14 protein-coding genes are annotated in these 15,186 nt (G+C 53.2%); 11 read left to right on the top strand and 3 right to left on the bottom strand.

All coding sequences use genetic code 11. The annotated features are described in order from the left end of the window. Window positions 1–170 precede the first annotated feature (170 nt). Genes CBR65_RS20685 through CBR65_RS20675 form a run of 3 tightly spaced genes read right to left on the bottom strand, consistent with a single transcriptional unit; the run spans window position 171 to window position 2,541 of the window. The gene (locus tag CBR65_RS20685; RefSeq protein ID WP_087468622.1) at window positions 171–1,238 is read right to left on the bottom strand and encodes a DUF2333 family protein; all 1,068 of its coding nucleotides are present in this window, start codon (window positions 1,236–1,238) and stop codon (window positions 171–173) included. Window positions 1,239–1,260: 22 nt separating this feature from the next. After that, window positions 1,261–1,779 carry a copper chaperone PCu(A)C gene (locus tag CBR65_RS20680; RefSeq protein ID WP_087468621.1) on the bottom strand — a complete coding sequence of 173 codons (519 nt, stop codon included), beginning with the start codon at window positions 1,777–1,779 and terminating at the stop codon, window positions 1,261–1,263. A gap of 27 nt (window positions 1,780–1,806) precedes the next feature. Beyond that, the gene (locus CBR65_RS20675; protein ID WP_087468620.1) at window positions 1,807–2,541 is read right to left on the bottom strand and encodes a M48 family metallopeptidase; all 735 of its coding nucleotides are present in this window, start codon (window positions 2,539–2,541) and stop codon (window positions 1,807–1,809) included. A gap of 325 nt (window positions 2,542–2,866) precedes the next feature. Between CBR65_RS20675 and CBR65_RS20670 the strand changes: the two genes are divergently transcribed. From CBR65_RS20670 to CBR65_RS20620, 11 genes are all read left to right on the top strand, one after another. After that, a complete protein-coding gene (locus CBR65_RS20670; protein ID WP_087468619.1) occupies window positions 2,867–4,654 on the top strand; it encodes a protein-disulfide reductase DsbD in 1,788 nt (595 codons plus the stop codon). A gap of 393 nt (window positions 4,655–5,047) precedes the next feature. Further along, complete coding sequence (gene aroQ, locus CBR65_RS20665) at window positions 5,048–5,488, top strand: type II 3-dehydroquinate dehydratase (RefSeq protein WP_087468618.1); 441 nt, start codon at window positions 5,048–5,050, stop codon at window positions 5,486–5,488. 39 nt (window positions 5,489–5,527) lie between these two features. Then, window positions 5,528–5,998 carry an acetyl-CoA carboxylase biotin carboxyl carrier protein gene (accB, locus tag CBR65_RS20660; protein WP_087468617.1) on the top strand — a complete coding sequence of 157 codons (471 nt, stop codon included), beginning with the start codon at window positions 5,528–5,530 and terminating at the stop codon, window positions 5,996–5,998. 64 nt (window positions 5,999–6,062) lie between these two features. Beyond that, window positions 6,063–7,406: an acetyl-CoA carboxylase biotin carboxylase subunit gene (gene accC, locus CBR65_RS20655; RefSeq protein ID WP_087468616.1), complete on the top strand. Its 1,344-nt coding sequence runs from the start codon at window positions 6,063–6,065 to the stop codon at window positions 7,404–7,406. Between the two features lie 56 nt (window positions 7,407–7,462). Further along, window positions 7,463–8,347 (top strand): 50S ribosomal protein L11 methyltransferase, encoded by an 885-nt coding sequence (gene prmA / locus CBR65_RS20650; protein WP_087468615.1) that lies wholly within the window; start codon window positions 7,463–7,465, stop codon window positions 8,345–8,347. Between the two features lie 156 nt (window positions 8,348–8,503). Continuing rightward, window positions 8,504–10,051 (top strand): DUF3426 domain-containing protein, encoded by a 1,548-nt coding sequence (locus tag CBR65_RS20645; RefSeq protein ID WP_087468614.1) that lies wholly within the window; start codon window positions 8,504–8,506, stop codon window positions 10,049–10,051. A gap of 262 nt (window positions 10,052–10,313) precedes the next feature. After that, on the top strand, window positions 10,314–11,303 hold the full coding sequence (gene dusB, locus CBR65_RS20640; protein ID WP_087468613.1) for a tRNA dihydrouridine synthase DusB: 990 nt from the start codon (window positions 10,314–10,316) through the stop codon (window positions 11,301–11,303). Continuing rightward, window positions 11,300–11,602 (top strand): DNA-binding transcriptional regulator Fis, encoded by a 303-nt coding sequence (gene fis, locus CBR65_RS20635; protein WP_087468612.1) that lies wholly within the window; start codon window positions 11,300–11,302, stop codon window positions 11,600–11,602. Before dusB ends, fis begins: the two co-directional genes overlap by 4 nt. Before the next feature lie 117 nt (window positions 11,603–11,719). Further along, complete coding sequence (gene purH / locus CBR65_RS20630; RefSeq protein ID WP_087468611.1) at window positions 11,720–13,297, top strand: bifunctional phosphoribosylaminoimidazolecarboxamide formyltransferase/IMP cyclohydrolase; 1,578 nt, start codon at window positions 11,720–11,722, stop codon at window positions 13,295–13,297. A gap of 108 nt (window positions 13,298–13,405) precedes the next feature. After that, a complete protein-coding gene (purD, locus tag CBR65_RS20625) occupies window positions 13,406–14,692 on the top strand; it encodes a phosphoribosylamine--glycine ligase (protein ID WP_087468610.1) in 1,287 nt (428 codons plus the stop codon). 110 nt (window positions 14,693–14,802) lie between these two features. After that, the gene (locus CBR65_RS20620; RefSeq protein WP_157672175.1) at window positions 14,803–15,186 is read left to right on the top strand and encodes a hypothetical protein; all 384 of its coding nucleotides are present in this window, start codon (window positions 14,803–14,805) and stop codon (window positions 15,184–15,186) included.

Below are 15,186 nucleotides of genomic sequence, written 5' to 3'. Positions count from 1 at the left end.
ATTAATTTGCGGCAGGTAGCATTAATAAAACTTGTGATGGAACACTACTCATAATTGCGAACCGTACATCATCCAACGAATAGCGATGCCTCGCAAAAAACAGGCACATTTTCAACAAGCACATCGTAGGAAGGATACCGGTGAGGCGAGCAAACCTCACCGGACGGGATTTACCCTTGGGCGAGTAGACGCCGCAGATCAATGATGGCCGCGTTGGCGCGGGAGATATAAGAAGCCATAACCAGCGAGTGATTGGCGAGCATACCAAAGCCACTACCGTTCAAGACTATCGGGCTGAACAGCGTCTGTTGCGTCGCCTCCAGCTCGCGAATAATCTGTTGCACGCTGACCCGAGCGTTTTTCTTTTCCAGCACATCGGCAAAATCTATCTCCACCGCTTTAAGCATATGAATCAAGGCCCAGGCCGATCCGCGTGCTTCAAAAAACACATCATCCAATTCGTTCCAGGGCGTTTTTACGACGCCGTCATCGAATGAATGCGTTGCGGGAGCAACACCCGGCAGGTCAGTATTCAGGCGCTGCTGCCCAACGCTGGCACTCAGCCGCTGGGACAAATTACCCAAACGCGTCTCAACCGTTGATAACCAATAATTCAAATTATCCGCACGCGCAAAAAACTGCGCATCCTGTGGGTTATCGTCCGCCAGCCGCTGCAGGTAGCGACGCAGATAATCTGCCCCCTCCTGATATTGGGATTCCGATGCCGGAAATATCCAGCTCGCGTTATCAAAATTAAAACGCGGTTCAGCCAGGATCAGATCTTTGTCTTCGCGGGATTGGGACTGCGAACGACTGAAGGCTTCGCGCATGGCCTTGCTCATATCGCGCACCTGGATCAATACCCCGTATTCCCAGTTAGGCATATCGTCCAGCCATAAACCCGGCGGCATGATGTCATTGGAAAGATAACCGCCCGGTTTGTCCCAGAGCGTCTCGGCGACACGAATCAGGGTCGCCGTGGTAACTGTGCCGTTTACCAGTGTCTGTTGCTCACCGGCTAATTCCTGTTGTGCATTAGCGCGAACGTCAAACAGACCGGGGGACAAACTCCAGTAAATGCCAACGGCAACGGCAATCAGCAGATAAATCACCATTACAATCAGCGCCACCCGAAACCACAGACTGCTGCCGGCAATATCTTCCTGCGTATCGGAATACCCGTCGCGCGCCTTGCGTACACCACGCACCCATAAATTTTTAAACTTCGGTAATGCCATGGCTGTTAATCCTTAAAATCGCTTAATGATGATGTGCCTTATCAAAAATACTTTTCACCTTTGCTGTGGCGACCAGCTGTTTACCGTCAGCAAAGGTTAATAACAATTGTAGCTCCTCACCGGTTTGGATGCTGCGTTGCAGATCGAACAGCATGACATGGTAGGAACCAGAAGCAAAAGCCACGCTGGATTGCGCCGGAATCAGGATCTGTTCTTCGCGACGCATTTGCATCATCCCATCCTTGGTGGTGTGGCTGTGCAACTCTGCCCGCTGCGCCACATCGACTTCCACCGACACCAGACTGATGGGCTTATCCGACAGGTTGCGCAGGGTAAAGTATGCGGCGGTATTTTTGGTTCCGGGCACCGGGACGTTGATATAAGCCCCGTCCACGCGAACCTGCGTGGCGACCTTGACGAGAGCAGATTGAGTGCTGGCAACCTCGGCAGGAACAGTGGCCGGTTCAGGTTGACCAGCAAAAGCCGATCCGACCACAAAAAATAAGGTAAGAACAAAAATACGGTGCATGGTGTTGAGCATGGTATGACCCTTGGCAGTTGTTATGAATTATTGCAGGCGCGGTACAAATTTAATGCGCGGCTGCTGGGTGATCCTGATATCACCACGCAATAAAAAGCCCGGCACTGCATCGCGCATCTGTTGGTATATCCAACGCCCTTCGGCATCATTGCGCGCGTGAATCATAACCAGATCACCGCTTTCCCGCGCCACCTGCGCCAACTCACCCAGTTGCGCGATAACCTCCGGGCTTTTTGCCGATAGCGCCCTGGCATCAATCATGCGCTCGTCCGGCCCCGGCTTGTAGGGGGCGGGTGGTTTCTGGTTGGCAATCTCTTTGCGCAGAATGACTGCAAACTCTTCTACCAACGGGTTTTTCGGGTCCAGATCGCGGGCGTTTTTCAAATGTCCCTGTGCTTCAGCATAACGACTGCGCGCTGCTGCACTGCGGGCCAACTCCAGATAGCGCAGGGTAATCGCCTGCAAACCGGTTTTCGCTTCACTGTTGTCGGGGTCCATCAACAACACGGCGTGGTAGCGATCGTGGGCGTTGTCATTGAGCGGCATCAACAACTGGTTTTGACTTAACGCATACTCCGCATCTGCGAGCAAACGCTTGATGCTTTGCTCGCGGGTATTAACCGGCTTGGGTGCCGGGCGGGGCTCGGGAACGACAGCCGCCGGAGCCGGTTTTTTGGGTGCAGGCTTGGGAGATGTCTGGCAAGCCCCCAATACCGTGGATAACACACTGACAACAAATAACTGACACATCACTTTACGCATAAAACCGGGTTCTCTGATAAAGAAGTTCAACTACAGGCGCGTCATATGATACGAATCTATCAAAATTGCTTGAACAGAATGACAAACGGAGTAAAAAGTTGTGTGAACCAACACACCAAAGCCTGTCTAATCCGCTAGAATTTTCCAGGTGTCTTCTACCGCCACGGATCGCTTCATTCGGAATCGAACGGGGATCATGCAGAAATCAAACGGCGTCACTCAGAAATCAAACCGGGGCCTATACTACTAGGCCACAAGATTCATGACACCCCCGGCGACACATAGCCCGAATACTTACCCAACTCACAACAAGAAATCACCGACTATGCCTGCTCTCGTGACCTTGCCCCATCCTGCCCGCTTCCTGGCTTATCTTGCCCTGATGTTCAGCTGCCTGCTATTTGCGTCAACAAGCCAGGCTCAGGATATTTTTGACACCCCCAAACAAAGCGGCCTGGATACCAGCATTCTCGCTCCCGACGATGAATTTCTGTTAGTAACTGAAGCCTTTCAACTGCAAGCACATGTTGAAGATAACCAGCTTGTACTGGAGTGGGCCATTGCGCCGGCTTACTACTTATATGAAGAACGCTTCAAACTGAGTGCCAGCAATGGCATCGCCCTGACACCCCAATTCGGCACAGGCATCACCAAGTACGATGAGTTCTTCGCCAAAGACATGACCGTGTTTTACGACAAGGCGGTACTGACAGTCGACCTGCCACCCGATACAGCCCCCTTTAATTTGCAAGTGGAGTCCCAGGGGTGTGCTGACGCGGGTTTGTGCTATCCGCCCTATACAGACTACCTGCAGGTTGACCCGGGAAATAATCAGGTCGTGATCCTGCCACCGCCGGAAGATCCATTGCTTGTAGAAACCCCGCCAACTGCAACAACAGCAGAAGTGCCGGCGTCACTGATCAAGATCATGCTCTTCGCCATCCTCGGTGGCATCATCCTGAACCTGATGCCCTGTGTTTTTCCAGTATTGTCTATCAAGGTCATGAGCCTGGCACAGGCGGATCGCGACCGCCTGCCCCTGCACGGCTGGGTTTATACCGCTGGCATCGTGGTGTGTTTTGTGGCCTTCGCCGGCGCATTACTGTTGGCCAGAGCCGGCGGTGAAGCCATTGGATGGGGGTTTCAGTTGCAATCCCCGCTGCTGATCGCCGCTCTGACCTATCTGTTTTTTGTGATGGGGCTGAGCATGTCGGGGCTGATCAATATCGGCACCCGTTGGATGGGAGCCGGACAATCTCTGACCCAGAAATCCGGCCTGAGCGGTTCTTTTTTCACCGGCGTATTGGCCGCTGTTGTGGCCAGCCCCTGCACGGCGCCTTTTATGGGCGCCGCACTGGGATTTGCCTTAACCCAGCCCGCCATCGTTTGCCTCGCCATCTTTGCCGCCTTAGGGCTGGGCATGGCGCTACCCCTGTTATTACTGTGTTATATACCCGCCCTCGCCAATCGCTTACCAAAACCCGGCGTCTGGATGGAAAACCTGAAAGAATTTCTCGCATTTCCCCTCTACCTCACAGCGGTCTGGTTGCTGTGGGTATTGGGTCGTCAGGCGGGTGTCGATGCCAGCATGATCGTCGCCGCCGGCGCAGTAGCTATCGCATTTGGTTGCTGGCTGCTTAATCGCTCAGCTCAGGGTGCCTGGCAATGGTTACGCCGCGCCCTGATCGCTGCCGCCTGGATTGGCGCGCTTGTTTTGCCCTGGCAGATGATCGGGCAAGCCACCGAACCTTCACGTTGGCAGGCGTACTCACCGGAGCGCTTGCAGCAATTGCGCGCGTCGGGAACACCGGTATTCGTCAACCTCACCGCAGACTGGTGCCTGACCTGCCTCGCCAACGAGCGCTTGACCCTCCACACCGAAGAAGTAGAACAAGCGTTCGACGATTATCAGGTCGTCACCCTGAAAGGCGATTGGACCAATCGCGATCCGCAAATTACCGCCTTGTTAACCGAATATGGCCGCAGTGGCGTCCCTCTCTACTTGTGGTTTCCCGCTGAAACTAGCGGTAAAGCAGAGATTTTGCCGCAATTATTAACACCTGGGCGCCTGATTGAATCAATAAGTGGCCAGAAAACAGCTTTTAACAACTAAATCTACAATTTTGGCAGCCTTTTCCCGGAGCTTCGTGAAAAGTCTGCCAAACACCCCTGATCAGGGCTACAACGTGCCGGCTTCAGAGCTGAACGCGAAATAAAATGAACCTGGCAAATCCGCATTAGTAGCCTAACTTCCTTAAACTTGCCGCTATTTTCGGGCAATTACGCAAAATCTTTCCTGACCCGTGGACAGCCCGTTTTTTTTACGGCAAACTCGCCCCACTTCGCACTAAACACAAGCGGGTTTTTGCAGGTTCCGGTTTGATTTGCTCATAAACCGAACTAGTCTTAGCCAATAAGCTCAAATTCGACGAAGTTCGATGTAACACTGGTGCCATCGGCACACACGTTTGCCAGATACATATCAAGAACAGGATTAACCGAATCCATGGCTACCATTCTGGTACTTCACGGCCCCAACCTTAACCTGCTCGGATTGCGCGAGCCGGGGATTTACGGAGCGGCAACGCTGGATTCCATCAACCAGCAACTCTCCCAGTTGTGCCATGACGCAGGCCACCACCTCCTGACTCTGCAAAGCAATGCGGAATACGAGCTGATCGAACGCATCCACGATGCCCGTAAAGAAGGTGTGGATTTTATCCTGATCAATCCTGCGGCCTTTACCCACACGAGCGTTGCACTGCGCGATGCGCTCCTCGCCGTCGATATCCCATTTATTGAGGTACACCTATCGAATGTCCACAAACGTGAGGGATTCCGGCATCACTCTTACTTTTCCGATGTCGCCCAGGGCGTCATCTGCGGCTTCGGTGCAACCAGTTATGAACTGGCGTTGCGCGCGGCCTTTCAATTGCTAAAGCATTAACCCTATTTCACATACAACCCTTGTTCTAGAGAGGACTCTATGGATATTCGCAAAATTAAAAAATTGATCGAACTGCTGGAAGAATCCGATATCGGTGAGCTGGAGATCAAAGAAGGCGAAGAATCAGTACGTATCAGCCGTAACTACTCAGGTCAGCCGCAGTACATCGCAGCACCAATGCAAGCCGCTTATGCGCCGCAACCGGCCGCGCCCGCCGCTGCACCGGTTTCAGCACCCGCCGCTAACAATGATGCTCCCGCCAAGGCCTCATATGATGGCCATGTTGTGAAATCGCCCATGGTCGGCACCTTTTATCGTTCACCGAGCCCAGGCTCTCCAGCTTTTGCAGAAGTAGGTAAACACGTCAAAGTGGGCGATGTGATTTGTATTATCGAAGCCATGAAGATGATGAACCAGATCGAAGCCGACAAAGCCGGCGTAATTGAAGCCATTCTGGTTGGCGATGGTGAACCGGTCGAGTTTGACCAACCGCTCGTGACAATCGTTTAAGTTATAGAAAGCCAACGAACACGCCGTCGGCGCTGTTTATACGAACGAGCTTAAGGAACTGGTTATGTTTGAAAAAGTTCTTATCGCCAACCGCGGCGAAATTGCGCTGCGTATTCTGCGCGCCTGCAAAGAGATGGGCATCAAAACTGTCGCCGTCCATTCACAGGTAGACCGCAATTTAAAACACGTACGCCTGGCAGACGAATCTGTCTGTATTGGCCCCAATCCTTCACCCAAAAGTTATCTCAATATTCCGGCGATCATCAGCGCCATGGAGATTACCGACGCTGTAGCGGTGCATCCCGGCTATGGATTTCTGGCCGAAAATGCGGATTTTGCTGAGCAAGTGCAAAAAAGTGGTTTTGTGTTTATCGGTCCCGATCCTGACGTTATTCGTATGATGGGCGACAAGGTAGAAGCCATTAAGGCCATGAAGAAAGCCGGTGTACCCACCGTGCCAGGCTCCGACGGGCCGCTGCCAGCAGATAACGCCGAACAATGTCTGGAGATCGGCCGACGTATCGGTTATCCGGTGATCATCAAGGCAGCTGCCGGTGGTGGCGGTCGCGGCATGCGCGTCGTACACACAGAAGCAGCCCTGATGAACTCTATCCATGTTACCCAGGGTGAAGCCAAAGCTGCTTTTGGCGATGGCACCGTGTACATGGAAAAATTCCTGCAAAATCCGCGTCACGTCGAAGTCCAGATCCTGTCCGATGGCCAAGGCAATGCCATTCACCTGGGTGATCGTGACTGCTCTTTGCAACGCCGCCACCAAAAAGTATTGGAAGAGGCACCGGCTCCCGGAATCCCTGAAGATGTACGCCAGGCTACTTACGCATCCTGTGTAAAAGCGTGTGTGGACATTGGGTATCGCGGGGCAGGTACTTTCGAATTCCTGTATGAAGACGGCCGTTTTTACTTCATCGAGATGAACACCCGTATTCAGGTAGAACACCCGGTATCCGAAATGGTGACCGGCATCGACTTGATCAAAGAACAGATTCGCGTTTGTGCGGGTGAAAAACTGTCGATCAAGCAATCCGATATCGTGATTCGCGGCCATTCCTTTGAATGTCGTATCAATGCGGAAGACCCCAAAACCTTTATGCCCTGCCCCGGCCTGGTTAAAAACTACCATGCCCCCGGCGGCTTGGGCGTTCGGGTTGACTCTCATCTTTACAGTGGTTACACCGTTCCGCCCAACTACGATTCCATGATCGCCAAGGTCATCACCTACGGTGAAACCCGCGAGATTGCCCTGAACCGTATGCGCAACGCTCTGGACGAAACCATTGTTGATGGCATTCGCACCAATATCCCCCTGCAACAAATGCTGGTGCGCGATACGGAATTCCGCAAAGGTGGTGTCAACATCCATTACCTTGAGAAGAAACTCGCCAATTAACATCCCGACCGGTCACCCGTCATGGGTGACCGGCCTCTCCCCGATTCGAGATCCCCATGCCCTGGTTACAACTCAAGGTCAAAGCCACCCGCCCCCAAACTGAAAAACTCGAAGATGCGTTACTGGCCAGCGGTGCGGTTTCGGTCACCCTGCAAGATGCCGCCGATCAACCGATTTTCGAACCCGCATTAGGCGAGACACCGCTGTGGGACGATATCAGTGTTACCGGGCTCTATTCAGCAGACATCGATACCGTCAAGGCGACGCTGCAAGCGCAAAAAATTTTTGGTGGTGAGTTACCTGAACATAAATGGGAATTACTGGAAGACAAGGACTGGGAACGGGAATGGATGAAAAATTACCATGCGATCCGTTGCGGTGAACGTCTGTGGATTTGCCCCAGCTGGCAGCAACCGCCTGAGCCGGACAAGATCAACCTGATGCTCGACCCCGGCCTCGCCTTCGGTACCGGCACCCACCCCACCACCTTTATGTGCCTGCAGTGGATTGACCAACAGGATCTCACCGATCTGCATATTGTGGATTACGGTTGCGGCTCCGGCATCCTCGGTGTTGCAGCCCTATTGATGGGCGCCAGGCAGGTCATCGGTGTCGATATCGATCCACAAGCGTTATTGGCCACCACCGAAAACGCCAAACGCAATAACCTGCCGGCCGATGCCATGCCCGTGTACCTGCCACCGCGCTGCCCAACAGTGCAAGCCGATGTAGTCTTGGCTAATATCCTGGCCGGCCCATTGGCGGAATTGGCCGCGAATCTTAACGCACTGACCAAACCCGGCGGCAAGATTTGCTTGTCTGGCATCCTGGGTGTGCAAGCCGAGAGTGTGATGGCCGCTTATGCACCCTGGTTCGATTTCGATCCGGTGACCAGCCTGGACGAATGGGTGCGATTGACAGCGATCAAAACCCGCTCATAATTCGCTTCCGCTGTTGGCGAGCGCGGTAATGCGTGATACTTAGGTAATGCGCGATACTTAACAGTCCTGCGAGGAAAAATTTACCGCGCTGGCGCCAGGAGCTACACTGATTCCACACTGCAACTTGTCGATAAAAATCAGGACAAACACCTGCCTATGAGCAACATGGTTACCCGCTGCCCCAAATGCGCCACCTCATTTCGCATCACCAGCGCGCAATTGCAGTCCGCCAAGGGCGCCGTGCGTTGTGGCTCCTGTCTGCACATCTTCAAGGCGCAGGACTATCTGGTAAGCGGTAGTACGGCAAATGCAGCCAAACCGGTAGATGCGCCGAAGGTATCACCGACAAAACCTGCTTCCCCCAAGCCAACAGAAAGTACAGCGACCAGGCGAGAGCCCCCTAAACCGACTATACCGTCTGCGCCAGTGCCAAAGGCAGCAATACCCAGGCCCACTGAAAAATCTGCAAGTACGACGCCTGCAACGAGCAATAAAGTCGCATCAACCCAAACAGCGGCGACTAAACCGCCACAACCACCCGCAAAGCCCGGCGACCAGAAACTGGCATTCAGTCAGGATGAAATCAATCGCGAATTGGCCCTGAGTGGGGACGATGATTTTCTTATCAGCGATGACATGGATGAGCCGGATCAACCCAAGCAAACTGATTATGAGTTTGACGGCTTTCTGGATATTGAGAAGTTGCCCAAGCAAAGCGCCTCACTCTTCGACCGCGAAATTCGCCTTAAGGAACCGGAAAAAGATGATGTCGACCCGGACGAAGCCTGGGCGATGGAGCTGCTTGATGAAGCTGACGATGAAATGCGTAGCTCATCCAATGAATTGCGCAGCAAAAATGATAAAAGAAATGATGAGGACGAAGCATTCAGCGCTCACGAGCGATTGAGCGACGTCGACCAATACAATGGCGAACCGGAAGAGGATGAGCAGGAAGAGGCGAAACCGCGAAGCACTTCTTTTACCCCCCATTCTTCTCCCGCCTATAAAGGCCCGGTATTCAACATCGTTGCAGAGAAAGACGACGCGCAGCATGAAGATGCGGAAGAAATCCACGCCCAGCCTTACAACGAGAATCAGCTTTACCAACAGGCAATGAGCGACAACGGCAAGGATGACTCCCGCCTGCGCGCCTTCGATACTTCGCGCGCCGCGCTCTTGATGAACATCATGCCCGAGCCGGTCGAGATGACCACCCGCTATGATCGGCAACGTTCAGCCAAGCGCCTGTGGGGCGGATTATCCCTGCTGCTGGTGCTAATCCTGTTTATACAAATCGCCTGGTTGCAGTTCGATAATCTGAACCGCACCGAACCCTATCGCAGTTTTTATGCAAGTGTATGCTCGGTCGTCGGCTGTAAGCTGCCGGCACTGGTAGATCGCAGCAAAATCCGCGCGTACAACCTGGTGGTACGCAACCATCCCAAACTGGAAAATGCCCTGATTGTGGATGCCATCCTGTTGAACAACGCCAGTTTCCAGCAACCCTTCCCCGACCTGATCCTCGCATTCAGTACGATTGATGACACGCCCGTGGCTTCGCGCCGCTTCAAGCCCCAGGAATACCTGCGCGGGGAATTGGCCGGCAGGAGCCTGATGCCACAAAATCAACCGGTTCACCTCACTTTAGAACTGGTCGATCCTGGCTCTGCAGCAGTGAATTACCACGCGTATATTCCTGAATAATCTACTGGCGATATTGACAAGCAGCGCTCTTGCCCACACGACTATTGGGCGCTCAAAAAAACGCCACTTTGCGCAATTTCCACGTTCCCATCAGCGATGCAAACAGGTATCATGGCGACCCTTTTACGCAGGTGCCTTAACGCAGAAAATCCATGGGCCAGAGGTTGTGAGTCCTATTGCGGGATAACAGCTTTGGCACATCGCTGGTAACAGCGAGATCCTCCATCATTTTTTGTAATCTGCTCATCCAGTGGAGCGCCATGTGTTCCGGATAGGTCCCTATCAGATCGACAGCCAGGTCATCCTTGCGCCCATGGCCGGGGTAACCGACCGCCCCTTCCGGCAGTTATGCCGTCAATTGGGTGCAGGTCTGGTGGTGTCAGAAATGGTAACGGCCAATGCGGAACTCTGGGGCAGTCGCAAGAGCAGTTTGCGTCTGGACCATCGCGGTGAAGTCGCACCGATATCGGTGCAAATTGCCGGCGGTGAGCCAGAGATGATGGCCGAGGCAGCGCGCCTGAATGCGGACAACGGAGCCCAGATTATTGATATCAATATGGGTTGCCCCGCCAAGAAGGTCTGTAAAAAAGCAGCAGGCTCGGCCTTGTTAAAAGATGAACAATTGGTAAACGATATCCTGCGCGCTGTTGTCTCAGCCGTGGATATCCCGGTGACCCTGAAGATTCGCACCGGCTGGAGTATGGAAGAACGTAACGCCGTGCGCGTTGCGCGAATCGCACAGGACAATGGTATCGCCGCACTCGCGGTCCACGGACGCACCCGCGCCTGTGGTTTTGCGGGAGCGGCGGAGTACGACACGATAGCCGCCGTGGTGCAGGCAGTCGATATTCCGGTGTTTTGCAACGGTGATATCGACTCGGCTTCCAAGGCGCGCCATGTGCTTGATCATACCGGCGCGCAAGCGGTCATGATCGGGCGGGCTGCTCAAGGGCGGCCGTGGATTTTCCGCGAAATAGCGCATTACCTGCGTACAGGTGAACAATTACCTGAACCCTCTCTGACGGAAGTCAGGGAAATTCTTTGTAGCCATCTGCGTGAACTGTACGACTTCTATGGCGATGTAATGGGGCCGCGTATCGCTCGCAAACATGTGGGCTGGTATTTGCAAACCGTCGCTGGCAGTGAGTTGTTTCGCCAACAGTTCAATCGTCTCGAAAACGCAGAAGAACAACATGCCAGCGTTCAAACATTTTTTGAACAGCTGATTACGAAAGAGGATATAGCGGCATGAACACAGCAACTTTTATGACAGAAGCCCCAGCCACCACCAGCCCCGCCAATGGCTTTGCCCAGGCAGCGCAGTCACAGTCCCTGCGCGGTTGCGTCGAACAAGCAATGGAAAATTATTTCCAGAATCTTGATGGCCAGCCGGTAAGTGATGTTTACGATATGGTCATGGCTGAAGTTGAGGCACCCATGTTGGAGATCGTGCTCAAGTACACCCGTCATAACCAGACCCGTGCCGCCCAAGTACTGGGTTTAAACCGCGGAACCCTGCGTAAAAAATTAAAGCAATACGGCCTGCTCTAGGGCGGTATCGCGGAGCGCAACCCAGCGTCTCCCAGAGAAGGGGTGGAATAAAAACCACCCCTTTTGCTTTTTAACAGTTTGTCGATTTCTGTTTAACCATGGGGAAATACCACCAACATGTCCAGCGTTAATCTTGTTCCCGTCAAGCGCGCTTTGATCAGCGTCTCCGATAAAACCGGTATTGTGGAATTTGCACAAGCCCTGCACGCCCAAGGCGTAGAAATTTTATCCACTGGCGGCACTTACCGCCTGCTCACCGACAACAAGATTCCTGCCATTGAGGTATCTGATTACACCGGTTTTCCAGAGATGATGGACGGCCGCGTCAAGACCCTGCACCCCAAGGTGCACGGCGGTATCCTCGCCCGTCGCGGTATGGATGATGCGGTAATGAGTGAGCACGGGATTAGCGCCATCGATATGGTCGTCGTCAATTTATATCCCTTTGAAAAAACCGTCGCCAAGGCCGATTGCTCGCTGGAAGATGCGGTAGAAAATATCGATATCGGCGGACCCACCATGGTACGCGCGGCCGCCAAGAATCATGCGTTTGTGAATATTGTTGTTAATGCATCGGACTATGCTGCCATCCTTGAAGAATTAAACGCCAACAACGGCAGCACCACTTACAAAACCCGTTTTGATCTGGCCATTAAAGCTTACGAACACACCGCAGCTTATGATGGCGCTATTGCCAATTACTTTGGTCGCCTGGTTGACGGTGGCAGCGAAGATTTTCCGCGGACATTCAATATCCAATTTATCAAAGCGCAAGAGATGCGTTACGGCGAAAACCCGCATCAGAAAGCAGCGTTTTATGTTGAAAAAAATCCGCAGGAAGTCAGCATCGCCACCGCCAAACAATTACAAGGCAAAGAACTTTCCTATAACAATGTGGCCGACACCGATGCCGCATTGGAAACGGTTAAATCCTTTACTGAGCCAGCCTGCGTCATCGTCAAACACGCTAACCCCTGCGGCGTGGCCATTAGCAGCAATATCAAAACCGCTTACGACCTGGCTTATGCCACTGACCCGGAATCAGCCTTCGGCGGCATTATTGCGTTTAACCGCGAATTGGATGCGGAAACCGCTAAAGCCATCATCGAACGCCAATTCGTGGAAGTGATTATTGCACCGAGCATTGCTGCAGATGCGATTGAGGTTGTGAAAGCCAAACAAAATGTGCGCCTGCTGGCCTGCGGCGAGTGGGGTACTGAACGCATTGGTGGTCTGGATTACAAACGCGTCAATGGCGGTTTGCTGGTGCAGAATCGCGATAACGGCATGGTGACGGAAAGCGATTTGAAAGTCGTGACCAAACGTGTGCCCACCGAAGCTGAAATGCGCGATTTATTATTTGCGTGGAAGGTGGCCAAGTTTGTGAAATCCAATGCGATTATCTACGCAAAAAATAATCAAACTGTCGGCGTGGGTGCGGGCCAGATGAGCCGCGTAAATTCCGCTCGCATCGCGGCGATTAAAGCTGAACACGCTGGCTTGCAAGTCGCCGGTTCGGTCATGGCTTCCGATGCTTTTTTCCCCTTCCGCGACGGTATTGATAACGCCGCTAAAGTCGGCATCGCGGCGGTAATCCAGCCCGGCGGCTCCATGCGCGATGAAGAAGTGATCGCCGCTGCCGATGAACACGGCATGGCCATGGTGTTCACCGGCATGCGCCACTTCCGCCATTAAAATGTAGGTCGGATTAAGCGCGCAGCGCTGTAATCCGACAAGCGGCCTATTTAATAAAAATGTCGGATTACGCTTCGCTAATCCGACCTACGGGTAGAGAAATAAGTTATGAACATTTTGATTATTGGCAGCGGCGGACGCGAACACGCGTTGGCCTGGAAGGCGGCGCAAAGCCCGCAGGTCGAGAAAGTGTTTGTTGCACCGGGTAATGCCGGAACCTTGCTCGACAATAAACTCGCCAATGTGTCTCTCGATATCCTCGATTTTTCCAGACTCGCCGACTTTGCCGAAGCAAACGACGTTGGCTTAACCATCGTTGGGCCGGAAGTCCCATTAGTAGCCGGCATTGTCGATTTCTTCAAAGAACGCAACCTGCCCTGCTTTGGCCCCACTAAAGGTGCCGCGCAGTTGGAAGGCTCCAAAGCCTTCACCAAAGATTTCCTCGCCCGCCACAAGATTCCCACCGCCGAATATCAAAACTTTACCGAGGTTGAGCCAGCCCTGGCTTACCTACGTGAGAAAGGTGCGCCCATTGTGGTGAAGGCCGATGGCCTGGCGGCGGGCAAAGGGGTGATCGTTGCAGAAACGCTGGCGCAAGCCGAAGAGGCCGTGCGCGATATGTTATCTGGCAATGCCTTTGGTGATGCCGGCTGTCGTGTCGTGATTGAAGAATTTCTTGCCGGTGAAGAAGCCAGTTTTATTGTGATGGTCGACGGCAAAAATATTTTGCCGATGGCCACCAGCCAGGATCACAAACGCGTGGGCGATGGTGATACCGGCCCTAACACCGGCGGCATGGGTGCATATTCTCCCGCGCCGGTCGTGACGCAAGCGGTGCATGATCGCGTAATGCAGGAAATCATTCGTCCCACCGTGGACGGCATGGCTGCCGAAGGCAATGATTACACCGGCTTTTTGTATGCCGGTTTGATGATTGATGCCTCCGGTACCCCCAAGGTAATTGAATACAATTGCCGCTTTGGCGATCCGGAAACCCAACCCATCATGCTGCGTCTGCAATCTGATTTAGTAGAACTGTGTCTGACTGCTTTGAAAGGCGATCTGGATAAAGTAACCGCCGAGTGGGATGAGCGCGCTTCCATCGGTGTTGTGTTGGCGGCGGGCGGTTATCCCGGCAATTACAACAAAGGCGACGTGATTTCCGGTTTACCCACCGAAGAAGTTAACGGCGAAAAAGTTTTCCATGCCGGCACGACCAATAAAGATGGCATGGTCGTTACCAGCGGTGGCCGCGTGCTCTGCGCTACCGCTCTGGGTAAAACCGTTTCTGAGGCGCAACAGCGCGCTTATGAGTTGGCGGCGAAGATTCAGTGGGATGGCGTCTTCTATCGCAAGGATATTGGTTATCGCGCGATTGCGCGGGAGCAGAATTAGCATATAAACAGCGGTGTCGGATTACGCCTTCGGCTAATCCGACTTACTTGCTGGCACTTTGGTCGGTTTATCCGTTATAGTCTGTGCATTCCCGACTACGAGATGCGCGTGTGCCCAACCACCTTACCCGCTACCGCCGGTTTATTTTCCTGACGTTGATCGTCTGGTTGTGCGCCATGTGGGGTGGGTTGCATGGGCATTTCTGTTTTGATGGACAGGAATCACCGGTGTCGGTGCATATGGATTTGCTGAATGGTCACCCCGATCACGAACATGGCGATGAAGCCCATATCGATACTGATGCCGAACTCGTAGAATCCATTTTATTCAAGCTCACTAAAGTCGACCTGCCACTGCTCATCACCGCGCTGATTTACGCGCTGCTGTTGATTGTCTCCACACCCTCGTTTATCCGCACCGTTTCTCAGCCATTCGCCAATAAACATTTCCTGTTGCGCCCGCCACTGCGTGCACCTCCACCTTTCTCCAGCTAG

Source organism: Cellvibrio sp. PSBB006, assembly GCF_002162135.1.
Taxonomy (GTDB): domain Bacteria; phylum Pseudomonadota; class Gammaproteobacteria; order Pseudomonadales; family Cellvibrionaceae; genus Cellvibrio.
Note: the sequence above shows the minus strand (reverse complement) of the source record. Positions and strands in the feature narration are given on the sequence as shown.

Bases quoted from the DNA above. Each gene is read 5' to 3' on its own strand.
- CBR65_RS20680 (WP_087468621.1), bottom strand. From the start codon at position 1,779: ATGCTCAACACCATGCACCGTATTTTTGTTCTTACCTTATTTTTTGTG.
- CBR65_RS20685 (WP_087468622.1), bottom strand. From the start codon at position 1,238: ATGGCATTACCGAAGTTTAAAAATTTATGGGTGCGTGGTGTACGCAAG.
- prmA (WP_087468615.1), top strand. From the start codon at position 7,463: ATGCCCTGGTTACAACTCAAGGTCAAAGCCACCCGCCCCCAAACTGAA.
- fis (WP_087468612.1), top strand. From the start codon at position 11,300: ATGAACACAGCAACTTTTATGACAGAAGCCCCAGCCACCACCAGCCCC.
- accB (WP_087468617.1), top strand. From the start codon at position 5,528: ATGGATATTCGCAAAATTAAAAAATTGATCGAACTGCTGGAAGAATCC.
- CBR65_RS20670 (WP_087468619.1), top strand. From the start codon at position 2,867: ATGCCTGCTCTCGTGACCTTGCCCCATCCTGCCCGCTTCCTGGCTTAT.
- purD (WP_087468610.1), top strand. From the start codon at position 13,406: ATGAACATTTTGATTATTGGCAGCGGCGGACGCGAACACGCGTTGGCC.
- aroQ (WP_087468618.1), top strand. From the start codon at position 5,048: ATGGCTACCATTCTGGTACTTCACGGCCCCAACCTTAACCTGCTCGGA.
- CBR65_RS20645 (WP_087468614.1), top strand. From the start codon at position 8,504: ATGAGCAACATGGTTACCCGCTGCCCCAAATGCGCCACCTCATTTCGC.
- accC (WP_087468616.1), top strand. From the start codon at position 6,063: ATGTTTGAAAAAGTTCTTATCGCCAACCGCGGCGAAATTGCGCTGCGT.
- purH (WP_087468611.1), top strand. From the start codon at position 11,720: ATGTCCAGCGTTAATCTTGTTCCCGTCAAGCGCGCTTTGATCAGCGTC.
- CBR65_RS20675 (WP_087468620.1), bottom strand. From the start codon at position 2,541: ATGCGTAAAGTGATGTGTCAGTTATTTGTTGTCAGTGTGTTATCCACG.